The organism is Escherichia sp. B1147, assembly GCF_001660175.1.
Taxonomy (GTDB): domain Bacteria; phylum Pseudomonadota; class Gammaproteobacteria; order Enterobacterales; family Enterobacteriaceae; genus Escherichia; species Escherichia whittamii.
The window spans coordinates 43,009-69,810 of the sequence record NZ_LFHY01000002.1; the positions used below are offsets into that span (position 1 = coordinate 43,009).

The following is a 26,802-nucleotide window of genomic DNA, read 5'->3' on the forward strand; positions in this document are numbered from 1 at the left end:
CGCTTCCCCTCAAGCGCATGATAAACTATGCCTTCAAATCGAGCTTATCGCGAGTAAATCTATGAAAATCGGCATCATTGGTGCAATGGAAGAAGAAGTTACGCTGCTGCGTGACAAAATCGAAAACCGTCAAACTATCAGCCTGGGCGGTTGCGAAATCTATACCGGCCAACTGAATGGAACCGAGGTTGCGCTTCTGAAATCAGGCATTGGTAAAGTCGCAGCGGCGCTGGGCGCAACTCTGCTGCTGGAACACTGCAAGCCAGATGTGATCATTAACACCGGTTCCGCGGGTGGCCTGGCGCCAACGCTGAAAGTGGGCGATATCGTTGTCTCGGACGAAGCACGTTATCACGATGCGGATGTCACAGCGTTTGGCTATGAATACGGTCAGTTACCTGGCTGCCCGGCAGGCTTCAAAGCAGACGATAAACTGATCGCTGCCGCCGAGTCCTGCATTGCCGAACTGAATCTTAACGCTGTACGTGGCCTGATTGTTAGCGGCGACGCTTTCATCAACGGCTCTGTTGGTCTGGCGAAAATCCGCCACAATTTCCCGCAGGCCATTGCAGTAGAAATGGAAGCGACGGCTATCGCTCACGTTTGCCACAATTTTAACGTCCCGTTTGTGGTGGTGCGCGCTATCTCTGATGTCGCCGATCAACAGTCTCACCTTAGCTTTGACGAGTTCCTGGCCGTTGCAGCCAAACAGTCCAGCCTGATGGTTGAGTCACTGGTGCAGAAACTGGCTCATGGCTAAGTCACTATTCAGGGCGCTGGTCGCCCTGTTTTTTCTTGCGCCACTGTGGCTCAACGCCGCGCTGCGTGTAATCACACTCTCCCCCGCTAACACCGAACTCGCGTTTGCCGCAGGGATCACGCCGGTAGGAGTCAGCAGTTATTCCGACTATCCGCCAGAAGCACAGAAGATAGAGCAGGTTTCCACCTGGCAAGGGATGAATCTGGAACGCATTGTGGCTCTAAAGCCCGATCTTGTCGTAGCCTGGCGAGGGGGTAACGCCGAACGGCAGGTTGACCAGCTTGCTTCGCTGGGAATAAAAGTCATGTGGGTCGATGCGACAAGCATTGAACAAATTGCCGATGCGTTACGTCAACTGGCCCCGTGGAGCCCGCAACCTGACAAGGCCGAGAAAGCCGCGCAAACCTTGCTGGAACAGTATGCGCAACTCAAAGCTAAATTCGCCGATAAACCTAAAAAACGTGTTTTCTTACAATTCGGCATTAATCCGCCGTTCACCAGCGGAAAAGAGTCGATTCAGAACCAGGTACTGGAAGTTTGCGGTGGAGAAAACATCTTTAAAGACAGTCAAGTTCCCTGGCCGCAGGTTAGCCGTGAACAGGTATTAGCACGCGCGCCACAGGCCATTGTCATCACTGGCGGAGCGGATAAAATTCCTAAAATAAAGCAATACTGGGGCGAACAACTCAAAATTCCCGTTATTCCCCTCACGAGTGACTGGTTTGAACGCGCAAGCCCACGTATTATCCTCGCTGCACAACAACTCTGTAATGCGCTTTCACAAGTGGATTAGCGCCTGACCTTTTCAGGTGCTCAGTGGGGATTGAACAATGCTCGTCTATTGGCTGGATATAGTCGGCACAGCGGTATTTGCCATCTCCGGCGTTTTACTTGCCGGGAAATTGCGTATGGACCCTTTTGGCGTCCTGGTATTAGGCGTGGTTACCGCGGTAGGCGGCGGAACCATTCGCGACATGGCGCTGGATCACGGTCCGGTATTTTGGGTGAAAGATCCCACCGATCTGGTCGTTGCAATGGTAACCAGCATGCTAACGATCGTTCTGGTACGCCAGCCAAGACGCTTACCCAAATGGATGCTGCCGGTGCTGGATGCTGTTGGGTTGGCAGTGTTTGTTGGCATTGGCGTCAACAAAGCCTTTAACGCGGATGCGGGTCCATTGATTGCGGTATGTATGGGCGTTATTACGGGCGTTGGCGGCGGGATCATTCGCGATGTGCTGGCGCGCGAAATCCCGATGATTTTACGTACAGAAATCTATGCAACAGCCTGTATTATCGGCGGTATTGTCCACGCTACGGCTTATTATACGTTTTCCGTCCCGTTAGAAACGGCCAGTATGATGGGGATGGTGGTAACGCTATTGATTCGTCTGGCGGCTATCCGTTGGCATCTTAAACTGCCGACGTTTGCGCTGGATGAGAATGGGCGTTAAAGAGAGAAGATGTGCCGGATAGTTTATCCGGCACATTAACAGCAGATTAGATGCTGAAGGAAGAACCGCAACCGCAGGTGCTTTTCGCGTTCGGGTTGGTCACGATGAAACGCGAACCTTCCAGTCCTTCAGTATAATCAACGGAGCCACCAACCAGATATTGCAGGCTCATCGGGTCAACCACCAGGCCAACGCCCTGTTTTTCAATGGTCATATCGCCTTCGTTCACCTGATCATCAAAGGTGAAACCATACTGGAAGCCGCTGCAACCGCCACCGGTGATATACACGCGTAATTTCAGATTCGGGTTATCTTCGTCAGCGATCAGGCTCTTAACTTTGTTGGCTGCTGCGTCGGTAAACTCCAGCGGCAGTGCTACGTCATCACTCATATTTTGCTCCAAACGACATCGGCAATTGGGCAAATTCTAACCCAATAATAACTGCCATTATCTAATACCCTGGTATTTCGTTCAAGTATTCTCGCTGGCAGCCACGGCCTTGCTTCGCGCCAGCTGCTCCGCTTCCTGTTTTGCCAGCGTGCGGGCAAGAATCGCCGAGTATAACGGTTTTCCACCAGTAAATTGTGCTAATAGTGTTGCGCCAAGACCGGTAATAATCATTGGCAAAATGAGCTGATAGTTATCTGTCATCTCCAGTACCAGGACGATCCCGGTCAGCGGCGCACGAACAGAGGCTGCCAGTAACGCCCCCATTCCAGCAATAGCAAATGTCCCTGCTTCAAGGTGGTATTGCGGAAATATCTCCGTAGCGACCATGCCAAACGCCGTTCCCAAAACCGTACCGAGCGCCAGCATCGGGGCGAAAATACCGCCCGGCGCACCGGAAGAGAAGCAGAGCAGCGTAGTGATCACTCGAGCGACAAAAATAAAAATCAGCATTCCCATGCTGAAATTCCCCGCAGTGGCGATAGGAATCAGGTTAAAACCGCCGCCCGACGTTTCTGGCGCAACGAAACCCAGCAAGCCGCACAGGCCGCCAATTGCACCGCCCATCAGCACCCATTTAGTGATATTGCCACCGTGCACACGGTGCAGTAAATCCTGCATCCCCAGCACCCATTTATTAAAAATGGGGCCGAAGATACCAAAAATAATGCCGAGGATCAGATAAAGCCAAAGCGTATTTAGAGGCGCGTCAGAAAGCTTACCCACGTCAATCAACGCGACTTCGTGATTAAATATTCGGTACATAATGGTCGACATAATGACGCCAATAAATACCGCTTTAATCGAAATTAGCGTATAGCGAAATTGCGGACGCATCTCTTCGATAATAAAAAGAATGCCCGCGAGCGGTGCGTTAAAGGCCGCCGCCAGACCTGCCGCTGCACCAGTTGCCAGCAACGTATGGCGAGCTTCATCACCTTTCATGCGGAAAATATCAAGCACCATACGGCCAATGTTACCGCCGATCTGCACGGTTGGCCCTTCGCGCCCCAGCACCATGCCTCCGCCCAGCGTCCCCAGACCACCAAAGAATTTCACCGGCAATACACGCCACCAGCGGACAGGACGCTGATCTTCCAGCGCCCCTTCAATTTCCGGGATCCCCGAACCACCTGCTTCTGGCGCGTATTTACGCACCAGAAAGTAGCCGAACATTGCCAGCACCGCCGAACAGAGAAAAGCGACGGTTAACAGAAGTGGGTAATTATCAGCGGTATGTACCAGCGCGCCCATTCGTTGGTTGTGTAACCAGGCGACGCCTTTGTCAAAAGCAACTGCAGCCAGCCCGACAAGGGTGCCAACGACAGCAGCCATAAACAAAATGGCTAATGGCGTTTTGTCGCGCTCAAGAAGTTGGCGAATCAGTTGTCTGCGTCGCAGACGCGCGGCCTGCGGTATTTCATAAGAAGGAGTTTCAGTTTTCATCCAATGATCACATATTGGTCATACAAATAAGATGACGGCATTTTACTCGCACACTCCATGAAAATCCTTTGCAAAGCGTAATGTTTCGAATACACAAAACTTTTATACTCTACGAAGTCAACGTTGCAGCAGTAAAAGCAACTTGATGTTGACGAGTATTTAACTTGTTATAAATAACCTAGAATAGCAGCCATTCACTTTTTCTACGAATCAGGAACCCTCCATGAGTAAGTCTGAAAACCTTTACAGCGCCGCGCGCGAGCTGATCCCTGGCGGTGTGAACTCCCCTGTTCGCGCCTTTACCGGTGTGGGCGGCACTCCACTGTTTATCGAAAAAGCGGACGGCGCTTATCTGTATGATGTTGATGGAAAAGCGTATATCGATTATGTCGGTTCCTGGGGGCCGATGGTGCTGGGCCATAACCATCCAGCAATCCGCAATGCCGTCATTGAAGCCGCCGAGCGCGGTTTAAGCTTTGGTGCGCCGACCGAAATGGAAGTGAAAATGGCGGAGCTGGTGACCGAACTCGTGCCAACGATGGATATGGTGCGCATGGTGAGCTCCGGCACCGAGGCGACAATGAGCGCCATCCGCCTGGCTCGTGGTTTTACTGGCCGTGACAAGATCATTAAATTCGAAGGTTGCTACCACGGTCACGCCGACTGCCTGCTGGTGAAAGCCGGTTCTGGCGCGCTCACTTTAGGTCAGCCAAACTCACCGGGTGTTCCGGCAGATTTCGCCAAACATACATTAACCTGTACTTATAACGATCTGGCGTCTGTACGCGCCGCGTTCGAACAGTACCCGCAAGAGATTGCCTGTATTATCGTCGAACCGGTAGCGGGCAATATGAACTGTGTTCCGCCGCTGCCAGAGTTCCTGCCGGGGCTGCGCGCGCTGTGTGACGAATTTGGCGCGTTGCTAATCATTGATGAAGTGATGACGGGCTTCCGCGTTGCTCTGGCGGGGGCGCAGGATTATTACGGCGTAGTGCCAGATCTCACCTGCCTTGGCAAAATCATCGGCGGTGGAATGCCGGTAGGCGCCTTCGGCGGTCGTCGTGATGTGATGAATGCGCTGGCCCCGACCGGTCCGGTGTACCAGGCGGGTACGCTTTCCGGTAACCCAATTGCGATGGCCGCCGGTTACGCCTGTTTGAATGAAGTCGCGCAGCCGGGCGTTCACGAGACACTGGATGAGCTGACGACGCGTCTGGCAGAAGGCTTGCTGGAAGCTGCAGAAGAAGCGGGAATTCCGCTGGTCGTTAACCACGTTGGCGGCATGTTCGGTATTTTCTTTACCGACGCCGAGTCCGTGACGTGCTATCAGGATGTGATGGCCTGTGACGTGGAACGCTTTAAGCGTTTCTTCCATATGATGCTGGATGAGGGTGTTTACCTGGCACCATCGGCGTTTGAAGCAGGCTTTATGTCTGTGGCGCACAGCATGGAAGATATCAATAACACCATCGATGCGGCGCGTCGGGTATTTGCGAAGTTGTGATCCAACCTTGTTTGTCGGATGCGGCGTAAACGCCGTATCCGACCTACGGTTAAGGGCCGTTTGTAGGCCCGATAAGACGCGCCAGCGTCGCATCGGGCATTGTTTGTCGGATGCGGCGTAAACACCTTATCCGACCTACGGTTAAGGGCCGTTTGTAGGCCCGATAAGGCGCGCCAGCGTCGCATCGGGCGTTGTTTGTCGGATGCGGCGTAAACGCCGTATCCGACCTACGGTTAAGAGCCGTTTGTAGGCCCGATAAGACGCGCCAGCGTCGCATCGGGCATTGTTTGTCGGATGCGGCGTGAACGCCGTATCCGACCTACGGTTCAGGGCCGTTTGTAGGCCCGATAAGGCGCGCCAGCGTCGCATCGGGCGTTGTTTGTCGGATGCGGCGTAAACACCTTATCCGACCTACGGTTAAGGGCTGTTATATGGGCAAATTAACGGCTCTGCTTTCTCAGCAAATAAATAAAATACGGCGCGCCGATAAACGTCGACAGTAGCCCCGCCGGGATCTGGAATGGAAACAACACCATCCGCCCACACCAGTCAGCGAACACCAGCAACAATCCCCCCACCAGCGCCGAAATCACAATATGCGGCATCGTCCGTCGAAAACCCATCAACCGCGCAATATGCGGTGCCATTAAACCAACAAAACTCAACGGTCCAATGGTCATCGTCGCAGTCGCTGTCAGACAGGCTGCTAACAGCAGCAGTGCAATTCGCGTCGGCGTTAACGCCATCCCTACCGCGCGCGCAGTATCACCACCCAACGGTAAAATGGTCAGCCAGCGGCGGCACAGCGGGGTAATCGCCAGCAAAATCACCATCACAATCCCCGTGCGCCAGACCTGCGCGTCGGTTGCGTTATAGGTCGAACCGGAAATCCAGGTCAGCACCGTCGCCATTCGCGGATCGCCGCTTGCCTGCAACATCATCAGCAGCATGGTGAAAGCAGTGCTTAACGCCATCCCTGCCAGCAGCATCCGGTGCGGAGAAAATCCACCGCGTCCGGCGGCGATCATAATGATTAACAAGGTCACCGCCGCACCGAGGCTTCCCGCAGGCAGCAGCCAACCAAAGGCATTACCCGGCACCAGAAACAGCATCAACACCACGCCAAACGCCGCGCCGGAACTAATCCCCAACACTTCCGGGCTTGCCATCGGGTTTCCGGTCAGCCGCTGAATAATACAGCCCGCTACCGCCAGCATTACGCCCGCAAACAGCGCCGCCATAATTCGCGGCCAGCGCCAGGGCATTAAATCCTCGAGCAACGCCCCACTCGCCCACGTCCAGCCATGTGCATCGCGACCAAACGACAACGCCACCACCACAGCAATCAACAGCAGCACGCCGCCCGCGAGGGCGAATGCCAGCACATGTTGCCGTTCAATCGCCACCCGATCATTGACTTTCATATCCGGCGCGCTAATGCTGCGTAAACGCGGCAGCAGCCACAGCAGCAGCGGCGCACCAATCAACGCTGTGACCGAACCGGTGGAAACTTCCATCCACACACGGGTTAGCCAGAGGATAATCTGATCGGAAAGCCAGAGGATCAGCGCGCCAATCAGCGACGCCAGCAGCAGTCGTGGCAGCAGACGCCGTGCGCCCAGCATTTTCGCCAGCAGTGGCGCGAACAACCCGATAAAGCCGATAATCCCTACCGCATTCACCAGCAGCGCACTGATGACAATCGCCAGCGACAGCGCCGCCAGACGTGCCAGCGACAAGGCCAGCCCCAGATTGCGCGCCACGCCATCATCAAGCCCCAACAAGGTTAATGGGCGAAGTAGCAGCAACGTCAGCATCACGCCACCCAGCAGTTGCGGCCATAAACGCTCAACGCCGCCCCAGTCGGTTTGCGTCAGCGTTCCGGTGCTCCACAGGAACATGCTTTGCAACTGGTCATGATGGAAGATAACCAGTAACTGATTGATTGCCCCGCAATAAAGGCTCACCACCAGACCCGCGAGGATCAGCGTCACCGGCGAAAGCCGCTTGCCCCACGCGACGCCAAAGACGATTAAGCCAACGACACAAGCCCCCGCCAGTGCAGCAAACTGGCTCGCCATCGCGCCGGGGATCGCCCAAAGCGTAGTGACGGTAATCCCCAGTTGCGCACCTGTTGCGACGCCCAGCGTGGTCGGCTCCGCCAGCGGGTTACGCAGCACTTGCTGAAACAGCACGCCCACCAGCCCCAGACCCGCGCCCACCAGCAGCGAAATCGCCAGACGCGGCAGCAAGCTGTAGTGAAAAATCATCTGCTCGATGACATCGATATCCGGCGACCAGAAGGCCTGCGCCCACTGGCTACGCGGCAGCGCCTGCGAGAAGTTCATCCAGGTGAGCGCCGCAGCAGCAATCACCAGCAGCGCCAGCAATAACGCTGGAAAAAGCGCAATTCGTTTACTCACGCTTTACCTCCGATGGCGTTATCCAGAATACGCACAAAGTGCATTGCCGAAAGCGTCGCGCCATAAAACCAGACCGCCGGAACACGCTGAAAACGTCCTGCACGGACAAACGGCATGGCCTGCCACAGCGGCGTTGCCATTAGCGCGTTCATCTCCTTGCTGTTGTCGTGATCAAAACAGAGCACATCAACGTCTTTATACGCTGCCAGACGATCGATACTAACGGCGGTACTGCCCCAGAAATTGGTTTCTCCCTGCCAGGCATTTGGAATGCCGTATTCATCGAGAATTTCCTGGAACAGGCTGTTTGGACCGAAGACCAGCATATGGCGCGGATCGATAAGGGTCGTCAGTAATAACGGACGCGCCCCACGCTTCACAAAGCGGGGTTTCATGCTGCGGATAAAGTCTTCATAGTGCGCTAAATGCGTTTCTGCCGCGTTTTGCAGGTTAAGTAAATCTGCCATTTCCGTCAGCGACTTACGCGCTATCGCCAGCGGCTGTTTGCCGTCGCTGAAATTAAACCCGCGCCCCGGCGCAATGCGTGCCAGCATTTCTGGCGAAGGGCCATATCCCGCCGACCAGACCATAAACGACGGTTTCATTTCGGTCAGCAGTTCAAGGTTAGGTTCTGTGCGCAAACCAACGTCAATCACCGAATCCGGCAATGGTGGTTCGCTGACCCACAGGCGATAGTTAATGGTGTCTGCCACACCGTAAGGTACGATGCCGAGCGCCAGTAGTAGTTCCACCGGCAACCACTCCAGCGCCACAATACGATTTGGATCAATAGCCGCCGCGCGGACGGTATTCATCTGCCATAACAACGGAGAAAGCGCCATCGCCGTTAACAGTCGGCGGCGCGAAATAAGAGGTAAGCCGCTCATCAATAAACAAAACTCACAGGTGCAGCACCCGCCGGATGCGGCAAAATACCCATCGGGATGCCATAAATCATTTCGAGGGTTTCGCCGCGCATAATTTCCGCTGGCGTTCCCTGAGCAATCATTTCACCGCCGCGCAGGGCGACCAGATAATCACAGTAGCGCGCCGCCATATTGATATCGTGCAGAACGGCAATGACCGTCAGACCACGTTCCTGGCTTAAACGATGCACCAGCGCCAGCACGTCAACCTGGTGCGCGATATCCAGCGCCGAGGTCGGTTCGTCCAGCAGCAGGCAACGGCTATCCTGCGCCACCAGCATGGCGATCCACGCCCGCTGACGTTCGCCGCCAGAGAGACTATCAACCAGACGATGTGCCAGCGGTTTTAAGCCTACCAGCGAAATCGCCTCTTCAACCTTTTCGCGATCTGCCGAGCCAAAGCGCCCCAGCGCGCCGTGCCACGGGTAACGACCAATCGCCACCAGTTCACGCACGGTCATCCCTTCTGCCGGAGGAAGCTGCTGCGGCAAATAAGCCACTTTGCGGGCAAACGCTTTGCTGCTCCAGCTTTCCAGCGGCTGGGCATCAAGAAGAATTTCGCCTTCCGACGGTGGCTGATGACGGCCAAGCATTTTGAGCAGAGTGGATTTACCAGAACCGTTGTGACCAATCAGACCGGTCACTTTCCCGGCAGGAAAGGTTAACGACAGTGGATGCAAAAGCGTGCGCCCTGGCACACGAAAGGAGATATTACGCAGTGCAAAAGTGGTATCGGAATGATTCGTGTATTCCTGCATAACAGCCAACTTGTGAAGCGGGCACGGAAATCCGTGCCCCAAAGAGAAAATTAGAAACGGAAGGTTGCGGTTGCAACGACCTGACGTTCTGCGCCCCAGAAGCAGCCATAGGTGTTAAAGCAGCTGGCGACGTATTCACGATCGAACAGGTTGTTAACATGCAGCGCCACGTTGGAGCCAGCCATACCGACTCGCGCCAGATCATAACGCACTAACGCATCCACGACCGTATAACTTCCCACTTTAAAGGAGTTCGCCGGATCGCCGTAGCTGGAGCCCGTATAACGACCGCCAGTACCCAACGTCAGACCAGAAAGTGGACCGTCAAAGAAGGTGTAGTCAGCCCACAGAGAAGCCATGTGTTTTGGCACCTGCGCAGGCGTATTGCCTTTGTAGGTAGTATCGGTAGTGTATTCCGCGTCGGTATAGGTATAAGAACCGACCACGTTTACACTCGCCGACAGCGCCGCTTTTGCTTCGATTTCTACGCCACGCGCGCGGATCTCACCACCTTCAACCGAGAAATTTGGATTATTCGGATCCGCCATCAGATTGTTGGTTTTGGTAAGCTGATACAATGCGCCAGTTACTACAATTGGGCGATCTTCCGGTACGTATTTCACGCCGACTTCATACTGTTTGCCTTTTGAAGGCGCAAACAGATTACCATCTGCATCGGCCAGGGACGCAGGTTCGAACGATTCACTGTAGCTGAAATAAGGCGTTACGCCATTGTCGAACAGGTAGTTTACGCCACCACGCCAAGTGAACTGTTTGTCATCACGTTCAGACTTATTACCATAATCACGATTGAAAGATGACTGATCGGCCCAGTCGTAGCGACCGCCCAAAGTAACCAGCACTTTATCCCACTGCGCCTGATCCTGCACATACAGACCGGTTTGTTTCTGTTTAATCAGAACGCGGTATGGGCCAGACGGGGTCGGGTGAGCAGCAAAATCAAAGTCACTGCGGTCTAAATTATAGATATCAGACAGTGCAACGGAGCCAGCATAGCCAAACCAGGAGTCGATGTCGTTACGCATACGCATAAAGTCAACGCCAGTCAGCAGAGTGTGATCAACTGAACCTGTTGTGAATTTGCTTTGCAACTGGGTATCAACAGAGAAGTTTTCTAATTTCTCGTTATCGATAACGTACTGACGAGTCAGCGTATGGTTCCATTCTGACTGTGGGACACTTAAACATGGACTCGCCTTGAGTGCATCGTCGTCTTTGGTATATAGCGGATCGGAGCACATGCCGTAGCCATATACGCTCTTTTGCGAGACTTTATTTTGTGCAAAACGCAGGTTCTGACGCACGGTAAAGGTATCGTTAAATTCGTGGTCGAAGCTGTAGCCCACCATCTTCTCATTACGAGAATAGGTGTTGTTTTTCGCGCCTTCGTTAAAGTCAGTCGGCAGACGCTTACCGTTCGGCAACTTATCTACCGTACCCTCTTTCGGCAACCAGCCGTAATAACCGGTTTCCGGCTCGTTCTGGAAGTAAGAAAGGAAGGTGAAATTGGTTTTATCATCCGGACGCCAGGTGAACGCTGGAGCAATGGCATAACGCTGTTCTTCTGCGCCCTTCTGCTGGGCATTGGCGGAACGCGCAATACCGGTCAGACGATAAGAGTAAACACCGTCATCATCCAGCGCATCGCTGAAATCAAAACCGGTCTGGAACAGGCTGTCAGTCCCAGCTTTAAACTGAATTTCTTTCAGCGGCTCGGTAGTCGGGCGCTTGCTGACCATGTTCAACAGGCCGCCAGGGCTGCTTTTCCCGTAAAGCACGGATACCGGGCCACGCATAATTTCAGCACGCTCCAGCATATACGGGTCGATGACCGCATCGTTATAGAAGTTGCCCTGCATCTTCAGGCCATTCAGATAGTTGTTCTGGCTTTGGCCGTCAGCAGCGAATCCGCGGATGATCAAGTAATCGTAAGTGTTGGACGCACCACGGGTACCCACAGCAACACCCGGCGTGTAACTGAGCGCTTCTTTTACTGACTTCGGCTGATGCAGCGCCATCTCTTCGGCGGTCACAACAGAAATAGACTGTGGTACTTTTTGAATCGGCGTATCTGTTTTGGTGCCGGTGGCGGACTGTCGCGCCGCGATAGTGGCAGCCGGACCCCATGCGCTTTCTTGTGGCGCAGGTGCAGCGGTAACGGTGATAGTGTCTTCTTTCGGTTCAACCGCTGCCTGTGCATAAACAGACATGCCGCTAACCGCTGTGGCTACTACGACTGCGATTTTACGCAGCGAGTGTTTTGGCTGAGCAGTTTTGGAACGCGCCATTGGTATATCTCTGATGTAAAGTGAATGATAACGTAAACGAGAATGATTATTATAAAGATAAGATAATATTCGAAACGCTGGCGGGTTCGCAAGCGGTACGCAATCTGAGCGATCCTGAAGGGTCAATAAACAACCAGATGAAAAGAAAGGGTTAATACTTTGGGTGGGATGTTATTTTACCGGATGGCAACTCGCCATCCGGTATGTCACGCTTAGATGTTAATTACTACCAAACATATCCTTGATCCAGCCTGCTACGCCGTCGCTGTCTTTCTGCTCCTGTTGAGCAGGTTGCTGTTGCGGCTGTGAAGACTGATCAAATGGATTGCCTGACGGTTGCTGCGGCATCTCACTCTGCTGGCACAACGATTGCGGATCGCTGGTCCAGACCGGCAAGGTACGCATGCCACCGCTGCAAACAAAGTTACCGTCGTAATCCACGCCCATATCCACGATATCTTCTGGCGGTACAAGATTAAGCGGCGTTGGTGTCTGATTAGCCAGATAACGCTGGTAAATCGACATCGCCCCGCTGGCTCCGTACAACTTAGTCGGCTGGTTGTTATCGCGGCCTACCCAGGTGATGGTCACCGTGCTGCCGTCAATGCCCGCAAACCAGGTATCAACGTTGTTGTTGGTAGTACCCGTTTTCCCTGCCAGATGCAGATTTGGATATTTCGCCCCAAGCTGACGCCCTGTACCACGTTGTACCACTTGCTGCATGGTCCACAGCGTCAGATACGCCGCCTGCGCCGGAACTGCGCGTTCCGCCTGCGGGAAACTCTGATACAGCACTTTACCATCTTCAGCAATTACAGAACGCAACGCGGAGAGCTGTGCGCGGTTACCACCACTGGCGATAGTCTGGAAAGCCTGCGCCACTTCGATTGGTGTTAAGTTCAGCGCCCCCAGCAACATTGCCGGAACTGGATTCAGCTGGTCTTTCGGCACGCCCAGTTTGATCCAGGTATCCGTAACCGCAGGCAGCCCCAGCGCCATCCCCAGATTCACCGTCGGCACGTTCATCGAACGGGTCAACGCATCCACCAGCATTACTCTGCCGCTTTCGCTATAGCGACGATCATCGTTCTGCGGTGACCAGACCTGGCCGTTCGGCTGGCGCAGCGCGATTGGCGCATCGGCAATCCACGTGTTCAGACGATAGATTTTCGGCTGGCTTAACGCCGTAAGGTAAGTCGCTGGTTTCGCCAGTGAACCAATCGAACGACGCGCCTGCATCGCACGGTTGTAGCCCGCGAACTGCGGTTCGGCCCCACCGACCATCGCACGAACTTCACCACTAAAGCGGTCGACGACCACAATCGCGGTTTCCAGATCGCTCAACTTACGCTGTTTCTTCAGTGCCGGAATACCTTCCACGGCGGCTTTTTCTGCCGCGTCCTGGGCCACCGAGTCAAAGGTAGTGAAGATCTTCACGCCAGAGAGATCTTTTACCTTATCGCCCAATTTCGCCTGCAGCTCCTGACGCACCAGTTGCATAAAGGCTGGCTGCGGAGAGATAACTCCGCCGCGTGGCTGTACGCCCAGCGGACGTGCACTCAGCATGTCATAGAGTTCTTGATCAATAATCTGCTGTTGTTGCAGCAGACGCAGCACCAGGTTACGTCGCTCCAGCGCCAGCTTCGGGTTACGCCACGGGTTGTAGATCGACGCCCCTTTCACCATACCAACCAACAGCGCCTGTTGGTCAAGGCTCAACTCTTCTACCGGGCGACCAAAGTAGTACAGGCTCGCCAGCGGGAAGCCGCGGATTTCGTTATCGCCGCTCTGACCGAGATACACCTCGTTCATATACAGCTCAAGAATGCGGTCTTTGCTGTAACGCGCGTCCATGATCAGCGCCATGTAGGCTTCGTTCGCTTTACGCCAGTAAGAACGTTCGCTGGAGAGGAACAGGTTTTTCACCAACTGTTGCGTCAGCGTGCTCGCCCCCTGCACCGTGCGACCGGCGGTCAGGTTCGCCAGCACCGCACGTCCGATAGAGTAGAGGCTGATGCCATCATGCTCGTAGAAATGACGGTCTTCTGTCGCCAGTAAAGTATCTACCAGCAGGTCCGGGAAACCACTGCGCGGCACAAACAGACGCTGCTCGCCGTTTGGCGAGGAGATCATGGTTATCAGGCGCGGATCAAGACGGAAGAAACCGAACTGACGGTTGTTCTCCATATTGACGATCGTCGCCAGATGATCGCCATCAAAAGTCAGACGCGCACGCACCTGCCCTTCTTTACTGTCCGGGAAATCAAACGGACGGCGGATCATTTCAATGCTGTTGGCCTGCACGGTAAATTCGCCAGGACGGGTCATCTTCGACACCTGACGATACTGGGTCGCCTCCAGCAGTTTCACCATCTCGTTTTTGCTGATGGTCATATCTGGCTCAAGGTTAACCATTCGGCCATAGACCGCCGCGGGCAACTGCCAGACTTTGCCATCAATACGGCTACGGATTTTTTGATCCAGATAGACGCCGTAAATGGCGATCAGCACGGCAAAAACAATAGCCAGTTTTAGCAGCAGCCATAACCAGCCGCGTTTGCCACGAGGCTTACGCCCTTTTCCTTTGCCCTTTCCTTTGCGCGGCATCGGTTCTTCGTCCTCATAGTCATCATAATCGTCGTAATCATCGTCGTCTTCGTAACGACGACGGCTTACCTTTTGTTTGACTGGACGCGTCGGTTTCCCTTTGCGTCCAATTGGCTCGCGGTCATTCCCGGCCATGCTTTTTCTCCGCAATATTCAGGCGCAAAAGCCCGATTTTCTGTTCTTCTGTTGCAATACAGAAGAAGATATCTCTCAAATTTGCTTTGGTCTTCACGAATACTTTTTCGTCCGTCGCGTTGGTGCGGTATTCGCCGGATCGTCCGGCCAGACGTGTTTGGGATAACGCCCTTTCATCTCTTTTTGCACCTCACGATACGCCCCTTTCCAGAAGGCCCCCAAATCACGCGTGATTTGCAGCGGCCTTTGGGCGGGTGAAAGTAACTCCAGCACCAATGGCACACGCCCCTGGGCGATTGTCGGATTGGTGGCTTCGCCAAACATCTCCTGCATTCTTACTGCCAGCGCAGGTGGGTTATCTTCATGATAACGAATGGCGATCCGACTTCCCGTCGGCACAGTGTAATGCGCAGGCAATTCACTATCCAGACGTTGCTGCATTCCCCAATCAAGTAATCCGCGTAGCGCCTGATAAACATCAAGAGATTTCAGGCCACGTAGCGAATGTACACCGCTCATATGCGGCAATAGCCACGTTTCCAGCGATGCCAGCAAGCTCGCTTCATCCATTGCTGGCCAGTCATATTCCGGCAACCACTTTGTGGCACACAGCAAACGCAAGCGTAGTTGTTCCGCTTCCGGCGTCCAGTTAAGTACGCTTAGACCTTTATCGCGAATACCATTAAGCATTGCATGATGTAATTCATCTTCCGACGGTTTCGCCAGCGGCTGTACTTTTACTGTGAGCTGACCAATCTGCAACCGACGCCAGGCCTTCAGCGTGCCTTGCGCATCATCCCATTCTACGGTGTCAGACTGCCGTAATAGCTGCGGGCAGCGTTGTACTAACTCATCAATATCGACCGGTAGCGCCAGTAAAATTCTCGCATCCGGCGAGGCGCTGCCCTGCAATAATAACGGTGCTACCAGCCATTCATGGCGGTTTAACGCGTCGTCAACATCCAGCATCGCCCCCATGCCGTTCGCCAGTTGATAGCGACCATCCTGACCACGGCGACGGGCAATACGATCGGCAAATGCCTGAGCAAGCAACGGCGCGATAAGCGAACTGTCAGCCTCACCGCCGCGGACGTTTAAGCGTTTCAACAGTTGCTGACTACGTTGCTGCCAGGCTGGTTGATTGCGCGAAAACGCCACTCCAAGATCGCAATTACCCATCCGTGGCGGTTCTTCGAGAATGGCGGCAATTTTTGCGGCGGTAGCCGCTTCATCGTCACTCTTCGCGTTCACCAGCATTGCAGCTAAACGCGGATCGTTACCCAGCACAGCCATTTTTTGCCCTTGCGCACTAAGCCGTTCACCGTCCAGCGCCCCCAGCATTTGTAACAGACGTTTCGCCGCCTGTAGATTCACCGCTGTCGGGTGATCCAGCCAGTTCATCTGTGCCGGATCGCTACATCCCCATTGCAATAATTCCATCAACAAACCAGAGAGATCGCTTTGTAAGATCTCCGGTTCACTTTGTGCTGCGGCGCGTTCCGCCTGCTCTTTAGCGATTAAATGCAGGCAAATACCTGGCTCCAGACGCCCGGCGCGCCCGGCACGTTGCGTCATCGACGCCTGGCTAACACGCTGAGTGATCAACCGCGTAAGACCGGTACGCGGATCAAAGCGCGCCACCCGTTCCTGGGCGCAATCCACCACCAGACGGATACCTTCGATAGTTAGACTGGTTTCAGCGATGTTGGTCGCCAGCACCACCTTGCGCATTCCTTGCGGCGCAGGGAGGATAGCTTTTCGCTGATCGTTCAGCGACAACGCCCCATACAGTGGGCAGAGCAACACATCACTGCCAATGCGTGACGCCAGTTGTTCCTGCACGCGCTGAATTTCTCCGACGCCTGGTAAAAATAAAAGTAATGATCCGCTTTCCTGGCGCAGCAATTCGGCGGTAGCGGCCGCAACCGCTTCATCAAAGCGTTGATGTGCAGGCAACGACAAATAGCGGCGTTCCACCGGATACGAACGCCCTTCGGAAACAATAACGGGCGCTTCTGGCAGCATTTGTTGCAAACGATCGTTATCCAGCGTGGCCGACATAATCAGCAGCTTTAAGTCATCGCGCAGCCCTTGTTGCACATCGAGTAACAACGCCAGCGCCAAATCCGCCTGCAAACTGCGTTCATGAAACTCATCGAGGATCACCAGCCCCACGTCGTTCAGTTCCGGGTCGCGCTGGATCATGCGCGTCAACACGCCTTCGGTGACCACTTCCAGGCGTGTATTCGGCCCGACGCAGTTTTGCGCACGCATCCGGTAGCCAACGGTGTCGCCAGGCTTTTCATTCAGCAGCTCCGCCAGGCGTTGCGCAACGTTACGCGCCGCCAGTCGACGTGGCTCCAGCAGGATGATTTTCCCGTGAATACCTGAATGCGCCAGCAGTTGCAGCGGTAACCAGGTCGATTTTCCGGCTCCGGTCGGCGCACTTAATAACACCTGCGGCGCATAATCGAGGGCGGCAAGTAATTCAGGTAAGACGGCGGCAACGGGTAACGACGACACAAAACGCTCCAGAGGGTTAACATTCTTCGCGCCACATTGTAGCATCGCGGTAATTCATAACCGAGTGCCTGACATGTCTGAACCGCAACGGCTGTTCTTTGCCATTGACCTACCTGCTGAAATCCGTGAACAGATTATTCACTGGCGCGCCGCACAGTTTCCACCTGAAGCGGGTCGCCCGGTCGCCGCTGAGAATTTGCATCTGACGTTAGCGTTTTTAGGCGAAGTCAGCGCAGACAAAGAGAAGGCGCTCTCACTTCTGGCCGGGCGGATTCGTCAACCAGGTTTTACACTCACGCTTGATGATGCCGGTCAGTGGCTGCGTTCACGCGTAGTATGGCTGGGGATGCGCCAGCCGCCGCGCGGCTTAATCCAACTGGCGAATATGCTCCGTTCGCAGGCAGCACGTAGTGGTTGTTTTCAAAGCAATCGACCGTTTCATCCGCATATCACCTTATTGCGCGACGCCAGCGAGGCGGTAACAATCCCACCGCCTGGTTTTCACTGGTCGTATGAGGTGACGGAGTTCACTCTTTATGCTTCCTCGTTTACCCGTGGGCGCACACGCTACACGCCGCTCAAACGCTGGACGCTGACGCAATAACAAGGGTTGTCACAATGGAATTTTCTCCTCCTCTACAGCGCGCTACGCTGGTTCAGCGTTATAAACGCTTTTTAGCTGATGTAATCACCCCCGATGGTCGCGAATTAACGCTACACTGCCCTAATACAGGTGCGATGACCGGTTGTGCAACGCCTGGCGATACCGTCTGGTATTCGACTTCCGACAACACAAAACGGAGATATCCGCACACCTGGGAACTGACCCAAAGCCAAAGTGGCGCATTTATTTGCGTCAATACACTTTGGGCTAACAGGTTGACGAAAGAGGCTATCCTCAATGGGGATATTTCGGAGCTGTCAGGCTATAGCTCGCTGAAAAGCGAAGTAAAATACGGCGCCGAGCGCAGTCGTATTGACTTCATGTTACAGGCGAGGTTTCGACCTGACTGCTATATTGAAGTGAAATCGGTTACGTTAGCGGAAAATGAACAGGGATACTTTCCCGATGCAGTCACTGAACGAGGTCAGAAACATCTTCGGGAGTTGATGAGCGTAGCAGCTGAGGGCCAACGTGCGGTGATTTTTTTCGCCGTGCTGCATTCAGCCATTACACGGTTTTCACCCGCGCGCCACATCGATGAGAAATACGCGCAACTATTGTCAGAAGCACAACAGAGGGGAGTAGAAATTCTGGCTTATAAAGCGGAACTTTCTGCTGAAGGTATGGCTCTTAAAAAATCACTGCCTGTTACATTGTAGTAGTGTAAGTAACTGGTTAATTTACATTCTGGTCGCGTGCGCAAATACGCTTTTCCTCACACAGTTGTCAAGTGTTACGTTTAGATAATTGCTATCCGGAAAAGCATCTGCTATTTATAGCGGCCTCATTTTTCCCCCGAACATGGGGATCGATAGTGCGTGTTAAGGAGAAGCAACATGCAAGAAGGGCAAAACCGTAAAACATCGTCCCTGAGTATTCTCGCCATCGCTGGGGTGGAGCCATATCAGGAGAAGCCGGGCGAAGAGTATATGAACGAAGCCCAGCTGGCGCACTTCCGTCGTATTCTGGAAGCATGGCGTAATCAACTCAGGGATGAAGTCGATCGCACCGTTACACATATGCAGGATGAAGCAGCCAACTTCCCGGACCCGGTAGACCGTGCAGCCCAGGAAGAAGAGTTCAGCCTCGAACTGCGTAACCGCGATCGCGAGCGTAAGCTGATCAAAAAGATCGAGAAGACGCTGAAAAAAGTGGAAGACGAAGATTTCGGCTACTGCGAATCCTGCGGTGTTGAAATTGGTATTCGTCGCCTGGAAGCGCGCCCGACAGCCGATCTGTGCATCGACTGCAAAACGCTGGCTGAAATTCGCGAAAAACAGATGGCTGGCTAATTACAGCCGTTCCATCACGTTTACCACAGGCGGGAAATGCTCCCGCCTTATTTTTTGTTCAAAGAGATGACAGACACACAGTATATTGGTCGCTTCGCCCCCTCTCCTTCCGGCGAACTTCATTTTGGCTCTCTGATCGCCGCGCTTGGCAGCTACTTGCAGGCTCGCGCCCGGCAAGGTCGCTGGCTGGTACGCATTGAAGATATCGACCCGCCTCGTGAAGTTCCCGGTGCCGCAGAAACTATCCTGCGCCAGCTGGAACATTACGGCCTGCACTGGGACGGCGATGTTCTTTGGCAATCCCAACGTCACGATGCCTATCGCGAAGCACTCGCATGGTTACGTGAGCAAGGGCTAAGTTATTACTGCACCTGCACGCGTGCGCGTATCCAAAGCATTGGCGGTATTTACGACGGTCATTGCCGAACATTGCATCATGGACCAGACAACGCGGCTGTGCGCATTCGGCAGTTGCATCCGGTCACGCAGTTTACTGATCAACTGCGCGGAATTATTCACGCCGACGAAAAACTGGCGCGAGAAGATTTTATTATTCATCGTCGTGATGGTTTGTTTGCCTATAACCTGGCGGTGGTGGTCGATGATCACTTCCAGGGCGTCACAGAAATTGTCCGTGGCGCAGATTTGATCGAACCGACAGTGCGGCAAATCTCGCTGTACCAGCTTTTTGGCTGGCAAGTGCCAGATTACATTCATTTGCCACTGGCGCTTAACGCACAAGGCGCTAAACTTTCCAAGCAGAATCATGCGCCTGCGTTGCCGAAAGGCGATCCGCGCCCGGTGTTAATCGCGGCACTTCAATTTCTGGGTCAGCAGGCAGAAGCGCACTGGCAGGATTACAGCGTAGAGCAAATCCTTCAGTCAGCCGTCAAAAACTGGATGCTGACTGCCGTGCCTGAGTCGGCAATTGTAAATTCAACATTCTCAAACGCGTCATGCTGAGCTATGATTAGCCGCTATTTTTTTGTCCTGAATGATGTTTGACACTACCGAGGTGTATTATTTTTACCCGAGTCGCTAATTTTTGCCGCAAGGTGTTGAGCCGCGAGGAGAGCGAAGCTGAACAGGCAGTCGCCCGTCCACAAGTGACGGTGATCCCGCGTGAGCAGCATGCTATTTCCCGCAAAGATATCAGTGAAAATGCCCTGAAGGTAATGTACAGGCTCAATAAAGCGGGATACGAAGCCTGGCTGGTTGGCGGCGGCGTGCGCGACCTGTTACTTGGCAAAAAGCCGAAAGATTTTGACGTAACCACCAACGCTACGCCTGAGCAGGTGCGCAAACTGTTCCGTAACTGCCGCCTGGTAGGTCGCCGTTTCCGTCTGGCTCACGTAATGTTTGGCCCGGAGATTATCGAAGTCGCCACCTTCCGTGGTCACCACGAAGGCAATGTCAGCGACCGCACGACCTCCCAACGCGGGCAAAACGGCATGTTGCTGCGCGACAACATTTTTGGTTCCATCGAAGAAGACGCCCAGCGCCGCGATTTCACTATCAATAGCCTGTATTACAGCGTCGCGGATTTTACCGTCCGTGATTACGTTGGTGGCATGCAGGATCTGAAAGACGGCGTTATCCGCCTGATTGGTAACCCGGAAACGCGCTACCGTGAAGATCCGGTACGTATGCTGCGCGCAGTACGTTTTGCCGCCAAGTTGGGGATGCGTATCAGCCCGGAAACCGCAGAACCGATCCCACGCCTTGCTACTCTGCTAAACGATATTCCGCCAGCGCGCCTGTTTGAAGAGTCTCTTAAACTGTTGCAAGCGGGCTACGGTTACGAAACCTATAAACTGCTGTGTGAATATAATCTGTTCCAGCCGCTGTTCCCGACCATTACCCGTTACTTCACGGAAAATGGCGACAGCCCGATGGAGCGCATTATTGAGCAGGTACTGAAAAATACTGATACGCGTATTCACAACGATATGCGCGTTAACCCAGCGTTTTTGTTTGCCGCCATGTTCTGGTATCCACTGCTGGAAACAGCACAGAAAATTGCTCAGGAAAGCGGCCTGACCTATCACGACGCTTTCGCGCTGGCGATGAACGATGTGCTGGACGAAGCCTGCCGTTCACTGGCGATCCCGAAACGTCTGACTACGCTAACTCGCGATATCTGGCAGCTGCAGCTGCGTATGTCCCGTCGTCAGGGCAAACGTGCATGGAAACTGCTGGAGCATCCGAAATTCCGCGCCGCCTACGATCTGCTGGCCCTGCGAGCTGAAGTGGAACGTAACGCCGAGCTGCAGCGTCTGGCGAAATGGTGGGGTGAGTTCCAGGTTTCTGCGCCACCAGACCAAAAAGGGATGCTCAACGAGCTGGATGAAGATCCAACACCGCGCCGTCGCACTCGCCGTCCGCGCAAACGCGCCCCGCGTCGCGAGGGTACCGCATGACGGTGGCGTATATTGCCATAGGCAGCAATCTGGCCTCTCCGCTGGAGCAGGTCAATGCTGCCATAAAGGCACTGGCTGATATTCCCGAAAGCAGCATCCTCGCTATCTCCTCGTTTTACCGTACTCCCCCGCTTGGTCCGCAGGATCAACCCGATTATCTCAATGCCGCCGTAGCGCTGGAAACAACGCTCGCGCCTGAAGAATTGCTCAATCACACGCAGCGTATTGAATTGCAGCAAGGTCGCGTCCGTAAAGCTGAACGCTGGGGACCACGCACGTTGGATCTCGATATTATGCTGTTTGGTAATGAAACCATTAATACCGAACGCCTGACCGTTCCACATTATGATATGAAAAATCGTGGATTTATGCTTTGGCCGCTGTTTGAAATTGCGCCGGAGCTGGTATTTCCTGATGGGGAGACATTGCAGATTTTATTGGCGCGCAATGGTTTTGAATCTCTTTCGCACTGGTAACAACTGGCCAAACAGTTAGCCAAAAAACGCATTTAGTCCACACATCATAGAAAACATGCTCTTTGCATAAGATGCTATATCTCGAATAAAAATTATAAACCATGTAGAAAACGCATTATTTGTATAACAAATACAGCAGTAATAAACTTAAATCAAATCTAACATAATTCCATCATTTTAATTTTTCTAACATAATTTTTTAGAATTTCTAATGTCAAAAAACAATACATACTGCAAATGAATTAATTATAGAATTATATACCTTTCTAAACCCATCCCCCCCTATCCAATTCACCCCCAAAAGAAAACAGTAGCAATCTCAATGGTGTTTTCAAGAAACACTTCATAACTCACAACTTTTTTCATATTATTACATCTGCGACAGATAATTACTTTTCGATACAAATATTCACTCAATGAATCCTAATTCATTAGATGTATATATTTACAAACTTTAATTCACCGCATCAATTTTACAACATCCACAGAGATCACTATCCTCTGCCGCAGTTATTTAGCCTCGAATAACAGTCACATCTAAGGTGACTAGCTCACTATTTAACTCATTATTTTATATAGCAATGAAGAATTAATGGAGAATTATTAATGAACAAGAAGTTTTTAGCTGCCGCTCTGGCTACCTCTTTTGTGCTCGCTGGTTCTGCAACTGCAGGTACTGAAGGTGGCCAGATTAATATCGGCGGACTGGTAACCACAGGTACTTGTGCAATGGTTATCAACAACCAGAAAGGCTATGACTATAACGTTATGCTGAAAACGGTTACTGTAGCTGATGTTCAAGCCGTTGAGCGTTCCGCTATTAACGGCGAAAACAAGCAGATCGATATGAAACTGGATTGCTCCGGCACATCAGTTGAAGTGGCCAGTGCCACCATGACCTTTGACTCTATGTTCAATAATACCAGCCAGGGTACATTGAGTAATATTGAAACCGCGCAAGCGGCTAAAAACGTAGATATCGCCCTGCATAATATTGCAGATAACGGCACCGCCGAATTGGTTAAGATCGGTGACAGCTCCAGCGTTTTTGCGGGTAAAACAAGTGCAGATAAAAAATCTGTAACCTGGACGTATAAAGCCTCTTATGTGACCAATGGAACAACTGATGCAGTAACTGCAGGTCATGTTAAAGCGAATACCTCTTACATTATCACCTACCAGTAATACACTTCTCATCCGTTGTTAGCTACATGATGAGTTGTTCATGGGATGCCTTAACGGCATCCCTTTTAGGGACTAAACATTTTCAGGGAATAAACAATGTTAATTGGTCATAAATTTAATATCGCTGCATTAACCGCAATTTTCTCCATATTTAGCCCATTAACACAGGCTGACATTGTTATTAACGGAACACGTATTATCTATGCTGAAAAAGATAAAAACGTGAATACACGCCTGGAAAATAAAGGCACTCGACCTTTATTAGTCCAGACCTGGTTAGATACTGGTAATGATAATGCCGACCCGTCCAGTATTAAGGTGCCTTTTAACGCGACGCCCCCGGTTTCACGTATTGAACCTAAACACGGACAAACAATCACTATCACCTACACGGGTAGCCAGCAGCTTCCTAAAGATCGCGAAAGTGTATTCTGGTTTAACGTGCTGGAAATCCCCCCAAAAGCCAGCGATGCAGAAGTTGCAGATAAAAATCTATTACAACTGGCTTTCCGCACGCGTATTAAATTGTTCTATCGTCCAACAGGGTTAACGGGCGAATCATTTGATGCTCCGGCAGCAATTAAATGGCGTTGGAACGGCAATAAAATTAGTGTTACCAACCCAACTCAATATCACGTTTCTTACGCTTCTGCCACATTGAAGGCAAATGGTAAAGAATATGCAGTAAAAACCACAATGGTTCCACCAAAAGGTGATGCCGTATTTAGTGTAGATGGACTTAATTCTGCAGTTAGCGGCGCAAAAATAACTTATTCCGCCATTAATGATTTTGGCAGTTCAGTGACTGGCCACGCGTCACTTTAATTTTCGTTCCACTTCAGAATGCCATGAGATGAGCCCAAGAGAATGATGACTCGTTGTAAATTGAAATATCTTGCTATTTGTTGTGCCAGTGCATTCAGTAGTTACGCTAGTGCGGTGGAAACAATTGAATACGACGCCAATTTTCTGATGGGTTCCTCTGCTGCAGGCATCGATCTCTCTCGCTATTCTGAAGGTAACCCTGTATCACCTGGAAAATACAACGCACGCGTATTTTTAAACGGTCAGCCTGCCAATAGTATGGAGATCGAGTTTATCGATACAGGGCATAAAATGGCTGTCGCCTGTATTTCCCGTAAGACACTGGCACGCTTGCATATTAAACAGCCAGAGCTGAAAGATGGCGAAGGTGTACTACAAAAACGTGAAAATCGTGAAGATGATTGTCTGGATCTCAATATTGCGATCCCGCAATCCTATGAGTCATTTAATACCGGTGATTTACAGTTTGATCTCACCGTCCCGCAAGTCTGGTTAATGAGTAACTATCAGGGTTATGTCGACCCATCTTTATGGGAAGATGGGGTAAACGCTGCGATTTTCTCCTATCGGTTAAATGGCTGGGAAAACTCATCCCAGGGCGATGAAAACCAGTCTTTTTATGCTGCCATGAACGCAGGGATCAATCTCGGTAGCTGGCGTCTTCGTACCAACGGTAACTATAGCTGGACAAATGATGGTGAGAGTCGTTTTGATTTTCAGAATCGCTATTTACAGCGTGACTTACCATTTATCCGTTCGCAATTAGTTCTTGGCGAAACCTACACAACAGGTGAAACATTCGACTCTGTAGCGATTAAAGGCATCCGCCTGTATAGCGATGATCGGATGTTACCACCTTCGTTGAACGGCTTTTCCCCTGTAATTCGTGGTGTTGCCAATAGTAACGCCAAGATCACCATCACCCAGGGCAATTACAAAATTTATGAGAACACCGTTCCGCCTGGTGCATTTGTGATTGATGACCTGTCTCCTGCGGGTTATGGGAACGATCTGATCGTTACCATTGAAGAAGCTGATGGTTCAAAGCGAACCTTCACGCAACCCTTCTCGTCAGTTGCGCAAATGTTGCGCCCTGGCGTAGGTCGCTGGGATATTAGCGGCGGGCAGGTTGACCTTGATTCGCTCCGTGATGATTACAATGTTATTCAGGGAAGTTTCTATTATGGTCTGAATAACTATTTCACCGGTTACACTGGTGTACAAATAACCGATAGCGATTACCTGGCAATATTGTTAGGCGTAGGTGTGAACACCAATATTGGCGCATTCTCCTTCGATGCCACTCAGTCAAAAACCACCATTGAAAATGATGATACTTATACCGGACAGAGCTATCGCGTATCATGGAATAAGCTATTTACCCCAACAAATACGTCGTTAAACCTGGCTGCATACCGTTATTCGACTAAAGAATATCTGGGACTAAACGATGCGCTTATCCTGCAAGATGGTGCAAAAAACCCCGATGCTGATCACTCCTCTACGGTGTCAAGTTACTCTCGTCTGCGTAACCAGTTCACTATCAGCCTTAACCAGCCATTAAATTTTAATGACAAAGACTACGGCTCTTTCTATATGAACGGAAGCTGGATGGACTACTGGGGCGGAAATGGCAGCCGCAGTAACTATGGAATGGGCTATAGCAAAGGCTTTCGCTGGGGATCGTGGAGCGTCAGCCTGCAACGAACCTGGGATGAAAACAATAAAAAAGACGATAGCGTCTATCTCAGTGTCACTCTACCAATTGAAACCCTTTTTGGCGGTAAACGTCAGGAATCAGGTTTCCGCTATATTGATAGCCGCGTCAGCAGTGATTTCAACGGTAATCACACGATGAACATCAGTAGTAACGGTAGCACTGAAGAATACAGTTACAACATTAATACCGGTTACAACATCAATAAAGAAGGCTCAGATCTGACCAACATAGGCGGCTATCTCAGCTATGAATCACCGTGGGGAACAATATCCACATCGGCCTCAGCCACCAGCGATAATGCACGCCAAATTTCACTGAGCACAGACGGTGGTTTTGTGTTGCACAGTGGTGGGCTGACTTTCTCTAATGACAGCTTCAGCAACAGCGATACGTTAGTGTTAGTTAAAGCCCCCGGAGCGAAAGGTGCCCGTATCAACGGAGGCCAAAACACGATCGACCGTTGGGGCTACGGCGTCACCTCTTCGACATCAGCATATCGCGAAAACGAAGTTTCTCTGGATATCAAAGATCTGGAACACGACGTTGAGCTGAAAAGCACCAGTATGAAAACTGTTCCTCGCAGTGGTGCAGTGATTCTGAGTAGTTTTGAAACTGATCAGGGCCGTTCCGCCATTATACATATGCGACGTAGCGATGGTAATCCATTGCCTTTTGCCGCCGATGTTATTGACGAGAACGGCAATAACATCGGAAGCGTCGGCCAGGGAAACCAGGTTTTTGTTCGCGGTATAGCAGAACAAGGGGAACTCAACATCCGCTGGGCAGATGCCAAAACGCAACAGCCACAATCATGTAAAGCATCTTACCGGGCACCGCTCGTTGAGGATGACAACAAGGGAACGCTCGTACTGGACAACGTACTGTGTACAGTGTCGGTTGTTCATTAATATTGACCAATATGGAAAT

23 protein-coding genes are annotated in these 26,802 nt (G+C 52.0%); 13 read left to right on the forward strand and 10 right to left on the reverse strand.

Going from position 1 to position 26,802, the window contains the following annotated elements; all coding sequences use genetic code 11:
- Window positions 1-61 precede the first annotated feature (61 nt).
- Genes mtnN through A9180_RS00460 form a run of 3 tightly spaced genes read left to right on the forward strand, consistent with a single transcriptional unit; the run spans window position 62 to window position 2,214 of the window.
- Window positions 62-760: a 5'-methylthioadenosine/S-adenosylhomocysteine nucleosidase gene (mtnN, locus tag A9180_RS00450; protein ID WP_064525028.1), complete on the forward strand. Its 699-nt coding sequence runs from the start codon at window positions 62-64 to the stop codon at window positions 758-760.
- On the forward strand, window positions 753-1,553 hold the full coding sequence (gene btuF / locus A9180_RS00455; RefSeq protein WP_064525031.1) for a vitamin B12 ABC transporter substrate-binding protein BtuF: 801 nt from the start codon (window positions 753-755) through the stop codon (window positions 1,551-1,553). The genes mtnN and btuF overlap by 8 nt, the downstream gene beginning before the upstream one ends.
- Window positions 1,554-1,590: 37 nt before the next feature.
- Entirely contained in the window at window positions 1,591-2,214 is a 624-nt protein-coding gene (locus A9180_RS00460; RefSeq protein WP_064525034.1) for a TRIC cation channel family protein, read from the forward strand.
- Window positions 2,215-2,260: 46 nt separating this feature from the next.
- Here the strand turns inward: A9180_RS00460 and erpA are convergent, their stop codons facing one another.
- From erpA to A9180_RS24585, 4 genes are read right to left on the reverse strand one after another with little or no spacing between them, the layout of a single operon-like run.
- The gene (erpA, locus tag A9180_RS00465; protein WP_001295564.1) at window positions 2,261-2,605 is read right to left on the reverse strand and encodes an iron-sulfur cluster insertion protein ErpA; all 345 of its coding nucleotides are present in this window, start codon (window positions 2,603-2,605) and stop codon (window positions 2,261-2,263) included.
- On the reverse strand, window positions 2,598-2,663 hold the full coding sequence (yadW, locus tag A9180_RS24105) for a small protein YadW (RefSeq protein ID WP_122998795.1): 66 nt from the start codon (window positions 2,661-2,663) through the stop codon (window positions 2,598-2,600). Before yadW ends, erpA begins: the two co-directional genes overlap by 8 nt.
- A 23-nt stretch (window positions 2,664-2,686) precedes the next feature.
- A complete protein-coding gene (clcA, locus tag A9180_RS00470) occupies window positions 2,687-4,108 on the reverse strand; it encodes a H(+)/Cl(-) exchange transporter ClcA (protein WP_064525036.1) in 1,422 nt (473 codons plus the stop codon).
- Window positions 4,105-4,167: a hypothetical protein gene (locus A9180_RS24585; protein WP_214251109.1), complete on the reverse strand. Its 63-nt coding sequence runs from the start codon at window positions 4,165-4,167 to the stop codon at window positions 4,105-4,107. The genes clcA and A9180_RS24585 overlap by 4 nt, the downstream gene beginning before the upstream one ends.
- Before the next feature lie 164 nt (window positions 4,168-4,331).
- Between A9180_RS24585 and hemL the strand changes: the two genes are divergently transcribed.
- Complete coding sequence (gene hemL / locus A9180_RS00475; RefSeq protein WP_064525039.1) at window positions 4,332-5,612, forward strand: glutamate-1-semialdehyde 2,1-aminomutase; 1,281 nt, start codon at window positions 4,332-4,334, stop codon at window positions 5,610-5,612.
- 440 nt (window positions 5,613-6,052) lie between these two features.
- On the opposite strand, the gene fhuB is transcribed toward hemL, so the two are convergent.
- The 6 genes from fhuB to hrpB form a co-directional block, all read right to left on the reverse strand.
- Window positions 6,053-8,035 (reverse strand): Fe(3+)-hydroxamate ABC transporter permease FhuB, encoded by a 1,983-nt coding sequence (fhuB, locus tag A9180_RS00480; protein WP_064525041.1) that lies wholly within the window; start codon window positions 8,033-8,035, stop codon window positions 6,053-6,055.
- Window positions 8,032-8,922 carry a Fe(3+)-hydroxamate ABC transporter substrate-binding protein FhuD gene (fhuD, locus tag A9180_RS00485; RefSeq protein WP_064525044.1) on the reverse strand — a complete coding sequence of 297 codons (891 nt, stop codon included), beginning with the start codon at window positions 8,920-8,922 and terminating at the stop codon, window positions 8,032-8,034. The genes fhuB and fhuD overlap by 4 nt, the downstream gene beginning before the upstream one ends.
- The gene (gene fhuC / locus A9180_RS00490) at window positions 8,922-9,719 is read right to left on the reverse strand and encodes a Fe3+-hydroxamate ABC transporter ATP-binding protein FhuC (RefSeq protein ID WP_064525047.1); all 798 of its coding nucleotides are present in this window, start codon (window positions 9,717-9,719) and stop codon (window positions 8,922-8,924) included. Before fhuC ends, fhuD begins: the two co-directional genes overlap by 1 nt.
- A gap of 50 nt (window positions 9,720-9,769) precedes the next feature.
- Window positions 9,770-12,028, reverse strand: a complete 2,259-nt coding sequence (gene fhuA / locus A9180_RS00495) for a ferrichrome porin FhuA (protein ID WP_064525050.1) — start codon at window positions 12,026-12,028, stop codon at window positions 9,770-9,772.
- A 219-nt stretch (window positions 12,029-12,247) separates the two neighbouring features.
- Window positions 12,248-14,770 (reverse strand): bifunctional glycosyl transferase/transpeptidase, encoded by a 2,523-nt coding sequence (gene mrcB / locus A9180_RS00500; protein ID WP_064525054.1) that lies wholly within the window; start codon window positions 14,768-14,770, stop codon window positions 12,248-12,250.
- 93 nt (window positions 14,771-14,863) lie between these two features.
- On the reverse strand, window positions 14,864-17,293 hold the full coding sequence (hrpB, locus tag A9180_RS00505) for an ATP-dependent helicase HrpB (protein WP_074399389.1): 2,430 nt from the start codon (window positions 17,291-17,293) through the stop codon (window positions 14,864-14,866).
- A 73-nt stretch (window positions 17,294-17,366) separates the two neighbouring features.
- Between hrpB and thpR the strand changes: the two genes are divergently transcribed.
- The 9 genes from thpR to A9180_RS00550 all read left to right on the forward strand — a co-directional run bounded on the left by thpR (window position 17,367) and on the right by A9180_RS00550 (window position 26,783).
- A complete protein-coding gene (gene thpR / locus A9180_RS00510; RefSeq protein WP_064525060.1) occupies window positions 17,367-17,897 on the forward strand; it encodes an RNA 2',3'-cyclic phosphodiesterase in 531 nt (176 codons plus the stop codon).
- 14 nt (window positions 17,898-17,911) lie between these two features.
- Window positions 17,912-18,616, forward strand: a complete 705-nt coding sequence (gene sfsA / locus A9180_RS00515; protein WP_064525063.1) for a DNA/RNA nuclease SfsA — start codon at window positions 17,912-17,914, stop codon at window positions 18,614-18,616.
- Between the two features lie 177 nt (window positions 18,617-18,793).
- The gene (gene dksA, locus A9180_RS00520) at window positions 18,794-19,249 is read left to right on the forward strand and encodes an RNA polymerase-binding protein DksA (RefSeq protein WP_001155227.1); all 456 of its coding nucleotides are present in this window, start codon (window positions 18,794-18,796) and stop codon (window positions 19,247-19,249) included.
- Between the two features lie 66 nt (window positions 19,250-19,315).
- Window positions 19,316-20,212, forward strand: a complete 897-nt coding sequence (gluQRS, locus tag A9180_RS00525; RefSeq protein ID WP_064525404.1) for a tRNA glutamyl-Q(34) synthetase GluQRS — start codon at window positions 19,316-19,318, stop codon at window positions 20,210-20,212.
- Window positions 20,213-20,271: 59 nt separating this feature from the next.
- Window positions 20,272-21,669, forward strand: coding sequence for a polynucleotide adenylyltransferase PcnB (gene pcnB, locus A9180_RS00530; RefSeq protein WP_205712856.1), 1,398 nt, complete (start codon window positions 20,272-20,274; stop codon window positions 21,667-21,669).
- Complete coding sequence (gene folK, locus A9180_RS00535) at window positions 21,666-22,145, forward strand: 2-amino-4-hydroxy-6-hydroxymethyldihydropteridine diphosphokinase (protein WP_064525069.1); 480 nt, start codon at window positions 21,666-21,668, stop codon at window positions 22,143-22,145. The genes pcnB and folK overlap by 4 nt, the downstream gene beginning before the upstream one ends.
- 606 nt (window positions 22,146-22,751) lie before the next feature.
- The gene (locus tag A9180_RS00540; protein WP_064525072.1) at window positions 22,752-23,330 is read left to right on the forward strand and encodes a fimbrial protein; all 579 of its coding nucleotides are present in this window, start codon (window positions 22,752-22,754) and stop codon (window positions 23,328-23,330) included.
- Between the two features lie 96 nt (window positions 23,331-23,426).
- Window positions 23,427-24,155 (forward strand): fimbrial chaperone, encoded by a 729-nt coding sequence (locus A9180_RS00545; protein ID WP_064525075.1) that lies wholly within the window; start codon window positions 23,427-23,429, stop codon window positions 24,153-24,155.
- A gap of 42 nt (window positions 24,156-24,197) precedes the next feature.
- Window positions 24,198-26,783 (forward strand): outer membrane usher protein, encoded by a 2,586-nt coding sequence (locus A9180_RS00550; protein ID WP_074399392.1) that lies wholly within the window; start codon window positions 24,198-24,200, stop codon window positions 26,781-26,783.
- Window positions 26,784-26,802 lie beyond the last annotated feature (19 nt).

What these genes read in the sequence shown, in the direction of transcription:
- mtnN (WP_064525028.1), top strand. Translation starts at nt 62, where the DNA reads ATGAAAATCGGCATCATTGGTGCAATGGAAGAAGAAGTTACGCTGCTG.
- btuF (WP_064525031.1), top strand. Translation starts at nt 753, where the DNA reads ATGGCTAAGTCACTATTCAGGGCGCTGGTCGCCCTGTTTTTTCTTGCG.
- A9180_RS00460 (WP_064525034.1), top strand. Translation starts at nt 1,591, where the DNA reads ATGCTCGTCTATTGGCTGGATATAGTCGGCACAGCGGTATTTGCCATC.
- erpA (WP_001295564.1), bottom strand. Translation starts at nt 2,605, where the DNA reads ATGAGTGATGACGTAGCACTGCCGCTGGAGTTTACCGACGCAGCAGCC.
- clcA (WP_064525036.1), bottom strand. Translation starts at nt 4,108, where the DNA reads ATGAAAACTGAAACTCCTTCTTATGAAATACCGCAGGCCGCGCGTCTG.
- hemL (WP_064525039.1), top strand. Translation starts at nt 4,332, where the DNA reads ATGAGTAAGTCTGAAAACCTTTACAGCGCCGCGCGCGAGCTGATCCCT.
- fhuD (WP_064525044.1), bottom strand. Translation starts at nt 8,922, where the DNA reads ATGAGCGGCTTACCTCTTATTTCGCGCCGCCGACTGTTAACGGCGATG.
- fhuC (WP_064525047.1), bottom strand. Translation starts at nt 9,719, where the DNA reads ATGCAGGAATACACGAATCATTCCGATACCACTTTTGCACTGCGTAAT.
- fhuA (WP_064525050.1), bottom strand. Translation starts at nt 12,028, where the DNA reads ATGGCGCGTTCCAAAACTGCTCAGCCAAAACACTCGCTGCGTAAAATC.
- mrcB (WP_064525054.1), bottom strand. Translation starts at nt 14,770, where the DNA reads ATGGCCGGGAATGACCGCGAGCCAATTGGACGCAAAGGGAAACCGACG.
- thpR (WP_064525060.1), top strand. Translation starts at nt 17,367, where the DNA reads ATGTCTGAACCGCAACGGCTGTTCTTTGCCATTGACCTACCTGCTGAA.
- sfsA (WP_064525063.1), top strand. Translation starts at nt 17,912, where the DNA reads ATGGAATTTTCTCCTCCTCTACAGCGCGCTACGCTGGTTCAGCGTTAT.
- dksA (WP_001155227.1), top strand. Translation starts at nt 18,794, where the DNA reads ATGCAAGAAGGGCAAAACCGTAAAACATCGTCCCTGAGTATTCTCGCC.
- gluQRS (WP_064525404.1), top strand. Translation starts at nt 19,316, where the DNA reads ATGACAGACACACAGTATATTGGTCGCTTCGCCCCCTCTCCTTCCGGC.
- folK (WP_064525069.1), top strand. Translation starts at nt 21,666, where the DNA reads ATGACGGTGGCGTATATTGCCATAGGCAGCAATCTGGCCTCTCCGCTG.
- A9180_RS00540 (WP_064525072.1), top strand. Translation starts at nt 22,752, where the DNA reads ATGAACAAGAAGTTTTTAGCTGCCGCTCTGGCTACCTCTTTTGTGCTC.
- A9180_RS00545 (WP_064525075.1), top strand. Translation starts at nt 23,427, where the DNA reads ATGTTAATTGGTCATAAATTTAATATCGCTGCATTAACCGCAATTTTC.
- A9180_RS00550 (WP_074399392.1), top strand. Translation starts at nt 24,198, where the DNA reads ATGATGACTCGTTGTAAATTGAAATATCTTGCTATTTGTTGTGCCAGT.